Source organism: Planctomycetota bacterium, assembly GCA_038746835.1.
Taxonomy (GTDB): Bacteria; Planctomycetota; Phycisphaerae; order Tepidisphaerales; family Tepidisphaeraceae; genus JBCDKH01.
This window is the reverse complement of sequence record JBCDKH010000125.1, coordinates 1-11,371: the sequence shown is the minus strand read 5'-3', so window position 1 is coordinate 11,371 and position 11,371 is coordinate 1. Positions and strand designations below refer to the sequence as shown.

Annotated in this window: 11 protein-coding genes and 1 pseudogene; all 12 read left to right on the top strand. The window is 64.3% G+C overall.

Going from position 1 to position 11,371, the window contains the following annotated elements; genetic code table 11:
• The 12 genes and pseudogenes from rplO (at position 1) to der (ending at position 11,331) form a co-directional block, all read left to right on the top strand.
• Positions 1-417 (top strand): annotated as a pseudogene (gene rplO / locus AAGI46_11985) (50S ribosomal protein L15).
• Between the two features lie 272 nt (positions 418-689).
• The gene (gene secY / locus AAGI46_11980; protein ID MEM1012925.1) at positions 690-2,084 is read left to right on the top strand and encodes a preprotein translocase subunit SecY; all 1,395 of its coding nucleotides are present in this window, start codon (positions 690-692) and stop codon (positions 2,082-2,084) included.
• A gap of 3 nt (positions 2,085-2,087) precedes the next feature.
• Positions 2,088-2,960: a type I methionyl aminopeptidase gene (gene map / locus AAGI46_11975; protein ID MEM1012924.1), complete on the top strand. Its 873-nt coding sequence runs from the start codon at positions 2,088-2,090 to the stop codon at positions 2,958-2,960.
• A gap of 114 nt (positions 2,961-3,074) precedes the next feature.
• A complete protein-coding gene (gene rpmJ / locus AAGI46_11970; protein MEM1012923.1) occupies positions 3,075-3,188 on the top strand; it encodes a 50S ribosomal protein L36 in 114 nt (37 codons plus the stop codon).
• 97 nt (positions 3,189-3,285) lie between these two features.
• A complete protein-coding gene (gene rpsM, locus AAGI46_11965) occupies positions 3,286-3,660 on the top strand; it encodes a 30S ribosomal protein S13 (GenBank protein MEM1012922.1) in 375 nt (124 codons plus the stop codon).
• Between the two features lie 79 nt (positions 3,661-3,739).
• Complete coding sequence (gene rpsK / locus AAGI46_11960; GenBank protein MEM1012921.1) at positions 3,740-4,132, top strand: 30S ribosomal protein S11; 393 nt, start codon at positions 3,740-3,742, stop codon at positions 4,130-4,132.
• Positions 4,125-4,481, top strand: coding sequence for a hypothetical protein (locus AAGI46_11955; protein MEM1012920.1), 357 nt, complete (start codon positions 4,125-4,127; stop codon positions 4,479-4,481). Before rpsK ends, AAGI46_11955 begins: the two co-directional genes overlap by 8 nt.
• A 93-nt stretch (positions 4,482-4,574) precedes the next feature.
• Positions 4,575-5,729 (top strand): DNA-directed RNA polymerase subunit alpha, encoded by a 1,155-nt coding sequence (locus AAGI46_11950; protein ID MEM1012919.1) that lies wholly within the window; start codon positions 4,575-4,577, stop codon positions 5,727-5,729.
• 65 nt (positions 5,730-5,794) lie between these two features.
• On the top strand, positions 5,795-6,397 hold the full coding sequence (gene rplQ / locus AAGI46_11945) for a 50S ribosomal protein L17 (protein ID MEM1012918.1): 603 nt from the start codon (positions 5,795-5,797) through the stop codon (positions 6,395-6,397).
• 155 nt (positions 6,398-6,552) lie between these two features.
• Positions 6,553-8,364: a glycosyltransferase gene (locus AAGI46_11940; protein ID MEM1012917.1), complete on the top strand. Its 1,812-nt coding sequence runs from the start codon at positions 6,553-6,555 to the stop codon at positions 8,362-8,364.
• Between the two features lie 19 nt (positions 8,365-8,383).
• On the top strand, positions 8,384-9,778 hold the full coding sequence (locus AAGI46_11935; protein ID MEM1012916.1) for a dipeptidase: 1,395 nt from the start codon (positions 8,384-8,386) through the stop codon (positions 9,776-9,778).
• Between the two features lie 8 nt (positions 9,779-9,786).
• Positions 9,787-11,331 carry a ribosome biogenesis GTPase Der gene (der, locus tag AAGI46_11930; GenBank protein MEM1012915.1) on the top strand — a complete coding sequence of 515 codons (1,545 nt, stop codon included), beginning with the start codon at positions 9,787-9,789 and terminating at the stop codon, positions 11,329-11,331.
• Positions 11,332-11,371 lie beyond the last annotated feature (40 nt).

The window sequence follows — 11,371 nt, the reverse complement described above, 5'->3', positions numbered from 1 at the left end:
CACGACATCCTCAAGGCCGCCGGCAAGCACAAGCGCAAGCAGCGTGTCGGCCGCGGTGAGGCTTCCAAAGGCAAGACCGCCGGCCTCGGCCACAAGGGTGCCGGCTCACGCGGCGGCAAGCCCAAGCGCCTCGGCTTCGAGGGCGGCCAGACGGAGATCTACCGCCGGTTCCCGCAGCGTGGCTTCACCAACGCTGCTTTCACCACGCGGTACCACCCGGTGAACGTCTCGATGCTCGAGCGGTTCGAAGACGGCCAGACCGTTGACAAGGAAGCCCTCAAAGAAGCCGGCCTGATCTCGAACAACCGGCTCGGCGTGAAGATCCTCGGCGACGGCGAGCTGACGAAGAAGCTCACTGTCAAGGCCAACGCTTACAGCCGAAACGCCCACAAGCTCATCGGCGAAGCCGGCGGCCAAGCCCTCAACGCTGACGGCCAGGAGTACGCATTCAAGGAGCCCAAGAGCGAGCGCCTGAGCAAGAAGCTCGACAAGCGCCTCGACGCCTTGGGCATCGCGCAGCCGGCTTCCGAGTCGAACTCGGACGAAGCGACCGAAGCCGCAGCTTCGGAATAATGCTCCGGCGAAGCCGTCCCCAGAGCGCAGCGTCGGGGCGGGTCCGAACCCGACGAATCCGACGCCCCTAGAACGTTGGAGCCCGATACGCCTTTCGATGGCGTGTCCCACGCGTCATGCTGAACACCGTCCTGAACATCTTCAAGGTCCCCGAGCTGCGCAACAAGGTGCTCTTCACCTTGCTGATGCTGGCGATCTATCGCATTGGCTTCCAGATTCCGCTGACGGGCATCGACCAGGAGGCTTTCGCCGCCTCGATGGAGAACCAGGGCGACGCCGGCGAGCGGCTGGCGGCGTACGTGTCGATCTTCTCCGGCGGATCGCTTAGCCAGTCGACCATCTTCGGCCTGGGCGTCATGCCCTACATCTCGGCCAGCATCATCTTCCAGCTGCTCGGCTCGGCCGTCCCAGCGCTGCAGAAGCTCAAGAAGGAAGGTCAAGCCGGGCAACGCAAGATTCAGGAGTGGACGCGATACGCGACCGTCGTCATCGCCGGCCTGCAGGGCATGTTTTGGCTGAGCTACATCCAGCAGCAACAGCTCGTCCTGCCCGGCTTCGAGACGAGCTTCTGGGTGCTCGGCCTGCTCGCACTGGTGGCGGGGACGATCTTCTTGATGTGGCTCGGCGAGCAGATCGACGAGTACGGGCTGGGAAACGGCATCTCGCTGCTCATTTTGGCCGGCATCGTCAGCCAGATGCCGCAGGCGGTGCTGAGCCTTATCCAGAACTTCAGCATCGAGATCGGCGCCGCCAACAAGATCACGATCGGCGATCTGCTGGTCTTGGCACTCTGCTTCGTCGGCGTGACAATGGGCGCGATTGCGATCACGCAGGCTCAGCGACGCATCCCGATCCAGCAGGCCAAGCACACCCGCGGCCGCAAGGTCTACGGCGGGACCAAGCAGTACCTGCCCCTCCGCGTCAACCACGGCGGCGTTATGCCGATCATCTTCGCCCAGAGCCTCATGCTCTTCCCGGGCGTCATCTTCGGCTGGCTCGACGGCACCGTGAATCCTCCGGGGCCGGCCTCGGGCATCTTCGGCACCAGTGTCCGCTTCCTCAACGACGAGTTCGACCCCAACGCGGCCGGGTTCCTCTACGTCATGACGATGATCGCCATGATCTTCTTCTTCAGCTACTTCTGGACGACCGTCCAGTTCCAGCCGAAGGAGATGGCCAACCAGCTACGCGATTACGGCTCGTTCATCCCCGGCCTGCGTCCCGGCAAGCGGACGGCGGAGTACCTTGAGCGCGTGATGAACCGCATCACCTACGTCGGCGGGGCGTTCCTGGCGGGCATTGCCATCGTGCCAACGGTTCTGACGAGCATGCTCGGCATCGATTACACCGTGACTGCCTTCCTCGGCGGGACGGGCTTGCTCATCGTGGTCAGCGTCGCGCTGGACATGGTCCAGCGGATCGAGGCCAACCTGCTGATGCGCAACTACAAGGGATTCCTCGCCGACGACCCGAAGGTCCGCAACAAGCGCGTTCGGGGGCGGCAGTTCTAGTCGATGCCGAGGCAGAAGATCATCTTCAAGAGCGAGTCGGAGCTGGACCAGATGCGGCTCACTGGCTATCACGCCAGGCGCATCGTCCTCGCCATGGCCGAGAGAGTTGCTGTCGGTGTGACGACCGGCGAGATCAACGACATCTGCCGACGCGAGCTCGGTCTCATCGGCGGCATCGGGATGAGCAAGAACTACCCGACCTACAAGCCCGGCGAGGGCTACCCGGCCGAGAGCTGCATCAGCATCAACGAGGAGATCGTCCACGGCATCCCGGGCCCGCGGAAGCTCAAGGAGGGCGACATCGTCACGCTCGACCTGGCGATGAAGCTCGGCTCCTACTGCGCCGACAACGCGATCACCGTCGGCGTCGGCAGGCTGCCGCCAGAGAAGAAGAAGCTCCTCGACATCACCAAGGCCACGCTCGACTATGCCATCGAGAACGCTGAGCCGGGCGTCAAGTGGAGCGAGATCGCCCGCGAGATGCAGAAGATGGCCGAGAAAAAGGGGTACGGCGTCATCCGCGACTTCGTCGGCCACGGCATCGGTCGCACGATGCACGAGGATCCCAAGGTCCCCAACTTCACCAATGCCGAGCAGCGCAAGGGCGACTTCGTCCTCCGGCCCGGCATGACGTTCGCCGTCGAGCCGATGTGCGTCGTCGGCAAGCCCGACGTGAAGACGCTCAGCGACAACTGGACGATCGTCACCCGCAAGCGCAAACCCGCCTGCCACTTCGAGCACACGCTGTCGATCACCGAGACCGGCTGCGACGTCCTCACCGACGGCCGACCGCCGGCGAGCCTGATCGAAGGCCCGGTCAAGACCGAGCGTCCGTCGCCCGTCCTGGACGAAGGCCTCGCTGCCGTTGCAGCGTGATCAACGAACTTCCGTCGTCGGTGGATAACCGTCGTCGGCGATGCCTATAAACCCATCCGCCCGATCGAGGGCATTCCGGCCCTCGTTGCCTCCCGAACTTTTGCCTCTGCCGTCATGAAGGTCCGTGCCAGCGTCAAGCGCATCTGCGAAAACTGCAAGATTGTCCGTCGTAAGGGCATCGTGCGCGTGATCTGCATCAACCCGAAGCACAAGCAGAAGCAAGGCTGAGACCGGAAAGCTTGAAGGATGAAGCTCGAAGCCTGAAGTGCTTCTGTTTCTGCGTCTTCAAGCTTCCTCCTTCCACCTTCCACCTTTCTGAGCACCCATGCCCCGCGTAGCAGGCGTCGACATTCCGAACAATAAGAAGCTGCACATCAGCTTACGCTACATCTACGGCATCGGGCCGGTGAATGCGTTGGAGCTGTGCAAGAAGGCTGAGGTCGAGCCGGAGAAGCCCGCCAGCGAGCTGACCGAGGACGAGGCGGCCCGGATCGCGAACATCATCGACAACGAGTACCCCGTCGAGGGCGTGCTGCGTCGCCAGATCAGCCAGAACATCAGTCGCCTCCGCAGCATCCAGTGCTACCGCGGCGACCGCCACCGCCGAGGCCTTCCCGTCCGCGGCCAACACACCCAGAAGAACGCCCGCACCCGCAAAGGTCCCCGCAAGACCGTCGCGGGCAAGAAGGGCGCTAAGTAGTCGGAAAGCTTCGAGCTTTCTGGTTCGCAGCGGCTAGGACCTCGCCGGTCCGTCGAACCGTTTCAGCAGCAACCATCTCATGGCAAAGACCTCCCGTCCCAGCGGCAAGAAGAAGGCCAAGCGCGGCGTAACCCGCGGCATCGCTTTCATCAGCGCCAGCTTCAACAATACCATCGTCACCCTCACCGACCTCAACGGCGAGACCATCAGCTGGTCTTCGGCCGGCTCGGTCGGGTTCAAGGGTGCCCGCAAGTCGACCCCCTTCGCCGCCGGCCGGGCCGCGGAGAAGGCCGGCAGCGAAGCCCGTCGCCAGGGTCTCCAGGAAGTCGACGTCCGCGTCAAGGGCCCCGGCGCCGGCCGCGAGCAGGCCGTCTTGAACCTGCAGAACGCGGGTCTGCGGGTTCTGACGATTGAGGACACGACGCCGATCCCCCACAACGGCTGCCGCCCGCCCAAGAAGCGCCGTGTCTGACGCAAGCGAGCAGGTTCAAGTCACTCGCTCCGCAGCACTCTTCGTTGGCGGAATCATCTTGGTCTCGACTGGCTTTTTGGCGAATGAAAGTGGTGGCGGAGATCGCCACGTGATCGGTGCACTGTTCGTAGTCGTTGGTCTCGTCTGTTCCATCTGCGGCTTGCTGACCCTTTGGCCTGACAGAAAACGCCCACGGATCGAGGTGGGAAGAGCGTTTGAGCCGTTGAATGTGACCGAGAGATCGCAGCGGCGTTACGAGGGCGAACAACACATCGAGGGCATACCGGCGCCGCCTGAGCCCGATGACGAAGAGATAGAGAAAATGATCAAAGACGATCCGACGAGGTGATCTGCAGATGGTCCGCGACGGTGCGGACGACAACAGATCGCAATTTGGGTCGGCCTGACTGAGAAACCCTTCAACCCTCTACTGAGCAACATCATGAGTAGCAAAGTCAAATGGCGTGGTCTCGAACTCCCCGGTCGCGTGGAGCTCGACGAGTCCGTTTCCAGCGACACCTTCGGCCGATTTACCGCCGAGCCGTTTGAGCGTGGCTTCGGCACAACCGTCGGCAACTCGCTTCGCCGGATTCTGCTCAGCAGCATCGAGGGCGCGGCCGTCACGCGGGTGAAGCTCAAGGGTGCCGATCACGAGTTCAGCAGCCTGCCGGGCATCATGGAGGACGTCACGGACGTCATCCTCAACACCAAGGCCCTGATCATCACTAGCGATGCCGTCAGCGACGAGGCTCAGGTGCTGACGCTTCGCGGCGAGAAGGCCGGCGAGCTGACCGGCGCTGACATCGAGTGCCCCGAGGGCTTGGAAGTCCTAAACAAGGACCTCGTCATCGCCACGTTGACCGAGGACGTCGAGTTCGAGATGGACCTGACGGTTCACGTCGGCCGGGGTTACAAGACGGACAAGGACCACATCGCCGACGCCGAGGAATCGGGCGAGGCCGAGACGGGCTTCATCTACGTCGACTCCAACTTCAGCCCGGTCACCCGCGTCCGCTACAACACCGAGGCTGCTCGCGTCGGGCAGCGGACCGACTACGACCGCCTTGTCCTGGAGGTCTGGACCGACGGCACCGTCACGCCTGAGCTGGCTGTCGTCGAGGCGGCGAAGGTGCTCCGCAAGCACCTCAATCCGTTCGTCCAGTACTTCGAGCTTGGCGACCAGCTCGCCAGCGAAGAGGCCGTCCAGGGTCTGCAGGAAGCCCAGCAGGCGACCAGCGCCTCGGCCGCCGCGGTCGATCCGGACCTGGAGAGCAAGCTCGGCATGACCGTGCAGGAGCTGGACCTGTCCGTCCGGGCCAACAACTGCCTTGAGTCCGCCCGCATCAGCACCGTTCGTGAGCTGGTCCAGCGGACCGACAGCGACCTGCTCAAGGTTCGCAGTTTCGGCAAGACCAGCCTCCGCGAGGTCAAGCGTCGCCTGGCTGACATGGGCCTGAGCCTCGGTATGGACCTCGAAGCCCTCAAGAACGGCCCGCCGGTTGGTCTTGTGGCGGATGCCGGCATCGTCGACGACGGTGGCTACACCATGCCCGACGACGAGGAAGAAGCCGAAGTCCCCGCTACCGAAGAGGCATAGGCCACCCGACACGCCTAGCCTCTCCTCCCACCTGACCTTTCGCAGCACGTTTCAGCCCCCGACCCATGCGCCACCGCCGCCGCGGCCGACAGCTTTCTCGCGACACCGAGCACCGCATCTCCCTGCGTCGCAACATGGCCCAGAGCCTGTTCGAGCACGGGCAGATCACCACGACGCTGCCCAAGGCGATCGAGGTGCAGTCATTCGTCGAGAAGCTCATCACCCGCGCTCGCACCGACAACGTGCACAACCGACGCCTTGTCGTCGCACGTCTGCGCGATCGTCGGCTGACCGATGCCGATCAGGAGTTCATCCTGAACGACAGCGGCACACACCGCACCGTCGTTCAGAAGCTCTTCGGCGAGATCGCCCCGCAGTACGCCGATCGCAACGGGGGTTACACGCGGATCGTCAAGCTGCCGAAGTACCGCATCGGCGACGGCGGCGACCTTGTCATCTTGCAGCTTGTTGGCGGCGACCATGAGTCGGAGCCGACTGGCGTGGTGCGTAAGGCTTCGGGCCTGCGTCGCCGGCGGGCGGAGCGTCGTCGCGAGTTCGCCAACAAGGTGCTCGCCGGCAAGAAGTCCGACACCAAGGCCGAAGCCGCTCCCGCCGCGACCGAAGAACCCGCCGCCGAAGCCGCAGAGTCGGCCCCCGAGAGCGAGTAAATCGCCTCCGGCCTGTCTCCAAAGGCAGGTAAAGGGTTGACGGCATGACAGTTTGGGTTAGGTTTTTCAGGCGGCTCCTGCTTCTGGAGCCGCCTGATATTCGTTGCGGCCGATCTGTCGCAGGCCCGGGAATGGGCTTTTCGTATGGAGACTGAGTGACCGAAGCCGCTGCAGACCTGGGCAACGCACCCTCCGATTTGCTCGCCTCCGCCACGCTCGGCGTGCCCGAGGTCGCACCGCTGACGTCGCTGGAGGTCGCGCCGCCCGGCTGGGGCGAGTCGATCTACAACCGCCTCGAACAGGCGGCGATTTGGCTGGACGAGACGCTGATCGAGCCGCTACTCGTGCCGATTGGTTTATGGGGCACGCTGGGCCTGTACGTCCTGACGCTGCTGATCGTCGCGATGTACGGGCTGCACCGGTACAAGCTGGTCTACCTGTACAAAAAGTACCGGCATAACGCCCCCGAGGCCGCGGCGCTGCCCGACGTGCTGCCGCGGGTGACGATCCAGCTGCCGATGTTCAACGAGGACCTCGTCGCCGAGCGCGTCATCGACGCCGCGTGCGCGATCGACTGGCCGCGGGATCGGCTGGACATCCAGGTGCTCGATGACTCGACGGACCACTCGGCCGACATCGCCAAGGCGGCCGTCGAGCGATGGCGCGAGAAGGGCGTCGACATCAGCTACCACCATCGGACCGTCCGCACCGGCTACAAGGCCGGCGCACTGGCCGAGGGTGCCAAGTCCGCCAAGGGCATCTACATCGCGATCTTCGACGCCGACTTCGTCCCGCCGGCAGACCTGCTTTACAACGTTGTCCCACACTTCAAGGACGACAAGGTCGGCATGGTCCAGGTCCGCTGGGACCATCTGAACCGCGATGCGTCGCTGCTCACCAAGAGCCAGGCGATCTTCCTCGACGGCCACTTCGTCATCGAACACACCGCCCGCAATCGCAGCGGCCGTTTCATGCACTTCAACGGCACCGCCGGCGTGTGGCGTCGCGAGACCATCACCGACGCCGGCGGATGGCAGCACGACACGCTCACGGAAGACCTCGACCTCAGCTACCGCGCCCAGCTCAAAGGCTGGCAGTTCGTCTACCTTCCCCAGCACGCCGCTCCGGCCGAGCTGCCGCCTGAGATGATCGCCTTCAAGCAGCAGGCACACCGCTGGACCAAGGGTTCCTTCCAGACCGCCCTCAAGCTGCTGCCGCGCATCCTCAAGAGCAAGGCCCTGCCCTGGCAGGTCAAGAGCGAGGCCTTCTTCCACCTGACGAACACGGCCGTCTACCCGTTGGTCGTCATCATGACGCTCTTGATGTATCCGGCGTTCATCTTGAGCGAAGCACCGCTCAAGCATCATCCGGTCGGCACGTTCCTGTTCGGCTTCACGCTGTTCGTCGTCGCCTCGTGTAGCACGGCCACGTTCTTCGCCTTCGCTCAGGCGGAGCTGTTTGGCAAGAAGACGGGCTGGCGGACGCTCCTCTACATGCCGTTCATCATGGCGCTGGGCGTCGGCCTGAGCCTGAACAACACGCGGGCGGTGTGGGAAGCGATCTGGACGCGTCGCCAATACAAGAAGGGCGGCCCGGTCGTCAACGAGTTCGTCCGCACGCCCAAGTACGCCACCAACGCCAAGGTCCGCAAGCAGTTCAACAGCGACAACGTCACACGCGAAGATGGCGATCGCCTGACCGCCGCCCCGGCCGTGCCCAAGGGCACGTTCTGGTCGTTCAAATCGCTGGGCCTGCCGATCGTCGAGTGCGGGTTCGGCGTTTACCTCAGCACCTTCATCTTCATAAGCGTCGTCTACGGCTATGCGATCTTCACGCTGCCGTTCCTGATCATGTTCGCAGCCGGCTACTTCTACGTCGGCATCAGCTCGCTGCTCGTGCTCTGGCGCATGCACCAGGAACGCCTCGCCGCCGCTGCGATGGCTCAGGAAGCGACCGTTCAGGCGTGACCGGCTCTACGCTCGCACGATGAGTGCGAAGCTTGAAGACGTGCTGGAGTCCCTCGACGCCCGTCGCGACGCGGCCGAGGCATCGTTGAAAGAGTTCCTCGCGATCCCGTCCGTCAGCACCAAGCCCGAACACGCCGGCGACTGTCGGCAGGCGGCTCAGTGGCTGGCGGACCAGCTCGATGCGGCGGGGCTCGACACGTCGGTGATGGAAACCGGCTCCAGGACCAAGCTCGGCCATCCGATCGTGGTCGCCAAGAACAAGCACCAGCCCGGCCTGCCGACGGTGCTGTTCTACGGCCACTACGACGTCCAGCCGCCCGAGCCGCTGGACCTCTGGAAAACACCCGCGTTCGAGCCGGATGTTCGCGACGGCAAGGTCTTCGCCCGCGGCGCTGCCGATGACAAGGGGCCGGTCTGGGCACATGCCGACGCGATCATCACCTACCAGGCGCACGGCGGCCTGCCGGTGAATCTGATCATGCTGATCGAGGGCGAGGAAGAGAACGCCAGCGAGAACCTCGAGGCCTTCGTCAAGAGCTATGCCGATCAGCTCAAGGCCGACGTCGCGGTCGTCAGTGACACCGGCCAGTTCGGCCCGGGGCAGCCGGCGATCACCTACGGCCTGCGTGGCCTGTGCTACCAAGAGGTCACGCTCACCGCGAGCAACACGGACCTCCACAGCGGCATGTTCGGCGGCACGGTGCCCAACGCCGGCAACGAGCTGTGCAAGCTCATTGCCTCGCTCCACGATGCCGAGGGCCGCGTGACGGTCGACGGCTTCTACGACGGCATCATCGAGCTCACCGACGACGAGCGCGACGCGTGGAAACAACTCGATTTCGACGAGGCCGGCTACTTCCGCGACCTCGGCCTAGCCGCTGGCACCGGCGAGACGGGCTTCACCACCATCGAACGCAAGTGGGCCAGGCCCACGCTCGACGTCAACGGCATCACCACCGGCTATCAGGGCGATGGAGCCAAGACCGTCATCCCGGCCAAGGCGTCAGCGAAGATCAGCATGCGACTCGTTCCGGGGCAGGACTGGCAGGACATCGGCGAGAAGTTTCGCAAAACGCTCCAGGACCGCTGCCCGGCCAATTGCTCGCTCGACTTCATCGATCACGGTGGCATCGACGCGTCGCTCTTGCCCAAGAACTCACCCGCAATGGATCTCGCGGCAGACGCGGTCGAAATCGGCTTCGGCACCAAGCCCGTTGCGATCCGTGAGGGCGGCAGTATCCCCGTCGGCAGCCTGTTCAAGGAAGCCCTCGGCCTGGACACGCTCTTCGTCGGCTTCGGCCTGCCCGACGACAACCTCCACGCGCCGAACGAGAAGATGGACCTCGACGCCTTCCACGCCGGCCGACGAACGGCGGCAGCGCTCTACGCGAAGCTTGCCGGGCTCGTGCAGTAGCATGCAGCGTGCAGGAAGACGACACACCACCGCTCGACACCGTCGATCCGCCGACTGAGACCGACAGCGAGCCCGATCGCCCGATGCCGCTCGTCGCCATCGTCGGCCGGCCGAACGTGGGTAAGTCGTCGTTGCTCAATCGGTTGGTGCGACGCCGCGTTTCAATCGTGCAGGACCAGCCTGGCGTGACGCGGGATCGCGTGAGCGTGCCGTTGGAAATCGACACGCCCCAGGGGCCGCGCTGGGTCGAGCTGATCGACACGGGAGGCTTCGGCTTCGAGGACCAGCAAGGCCTGACCGCGGACATCAAGCAGCAAGTCGTCCTGGCGGTGAAACAGGCAGAGATGGCATTGTTTGTAGTCGACGCCCACGCCGGACTCGTCAAGGGCGACGAGGAGATCGCACAGCTCCTCCGGACCGCCTCGACGCCGGTGTTGCTGATCGCCAACAAGGCCGACGCGGACAAGTTTGACATCGCCGCGGCCGACTTCAGCCGGCTTGGTTTCGGCTCCCCGATGCCAGTGAGCGCGACGACGGGGCGGGGCTCGATGAAGCTCCGCGACGTCTTGCGGGAGCGGCTCGACCTGAAAAACGCCCCTCACAACCCGCCCGATCCGGACCTGAGTATCGCCATCGTCGGCAAGCGGAATGCCGGCAAAAGCACGCTTGTCAATGCGATCGCACGCATCTTTAAGGAGGAAGAAGACCGCGTCATCGTCAGCGAGGTGGCCGGAACGACGCGGGACAGCGTCGACGTCGTTTTCCGCAAGGACGGCAGGACCATGACGGTTATCGACACGGCTGGCGTTCGCAAGCGTCGGCACATGCTCAGCGACGACGTCGAGTACTACAGCTACCACCGCGCGCAACGCAGCATCCGAAGGGCCGGCGTGGTGTTTCTGCTCGTCGACGCAACGGTGCCACTGAGCGATCCCGATAAGAAGCTCGGCCGGTACATCGCCGACGAGCAGAAGCCCGTCATCATCGTCTGCAACAAGTGGGACCTCGCACGCGACGCCCGCCGCAAAGAAGCCGAGCAGAAGGGTCAGAAGGCACCTCGTGATGGTGACTTAATGGAGGAGTTCGGCGAGTATCTTGAGGCCGAGTTACCCGGGCTCGCGTTTGCCCCGGTCGCCTTCATCACGGCCAGGGACGGGCGAAACGTCTCGGCCTTGTTGGACGCCGCGCGGGCACTGCACAAGGCGTCCCGGCAGCGGGTCTCGACTGGGCAGCTGAACAGAGCGATCGAGCAGGCACTGGAGGCCAGGACACCTGGCGGAGCCCGTGGTGGCCGGCGTCGGCCGAAAGTGTTTTACGCGACGCAGGTCGCCGTGGACCCGCCGCACGTGGTGCTGTTCGTCAACGATCCGGGCCTTTTCGACGAGTCGTATCGCCGATTCCTGCACAATCGACTCCGCGACGAGCTGCCATTCGGCGAAGTGCCGCTGAAATTGTCGCTGCGTCCCCGCCGGCGCGACGACGAAGAGGGCGGTTCTGAGGCCGCAACGGCCCATCGCAGCGGCAGCGGGAGGAAATCGAACAGCCGGGTTTGACGCGGCGCACCACCCGCCTAGCTTTGCCGCCCGCATCGTT

Bases quoted from the DNA above. Each gene is read 5' to 3' on its own strand.
- secY (MEM1012925.1), top strand. From the start codon at position 690: ATGCTGAACACCGTCCTGAACATCTTCAAGGTCCCCGAGCTGCGCAAC.
- map (MEM1012924.1), top strand. From the start codon at position 2,088: ATGCCGAGGCAGAAGATCATCTTCAAGAGCGAGTCGGAGCTGGACCAG.
- rpmJ (MEM1012923.1), top strand. From the start codon at position 3,075: ATGAAGGTCCGTGCCAGCGTCAAGCGCATCTGCGAAAACTGCAAGATT.
- rpsM (MEM1012922.1), top strand. From the start codon at position 3,286: ATGCCCCGCGTAGCAGGCGTCGACATTCCGAACAATAAGAAGCTGCAC.
- rpsK (MEM1012921.1), top strand. From the start codon at position 3,740: ATGGCAAAGACCTCCCGTCCCAGCGGCAAGAAGAAGGCCAAGCGCGGC.
- AAGI46_11950 (MEM1012919.1), top strand. From the start codon at position 4,575: ATGAGTAGCAAAGTCAAATGGCGTGGTCTCGAACTCCCCGGTCGCGTG.
- rplQ (MEM1012918.1), top strand. From the start codon at position 5,795: ATGCGCCACCGCCGCCGCGGCCGACAGCTTTCTCGCGACACCGAGCAC.
- AAGI46_11935 (MEM1012916.1), top strand. From the start codon at position 8,384: ATGAGTGCGAAGCTTGAAGACGTGCTGGAGTCCCTCGACGCCCGTCGC.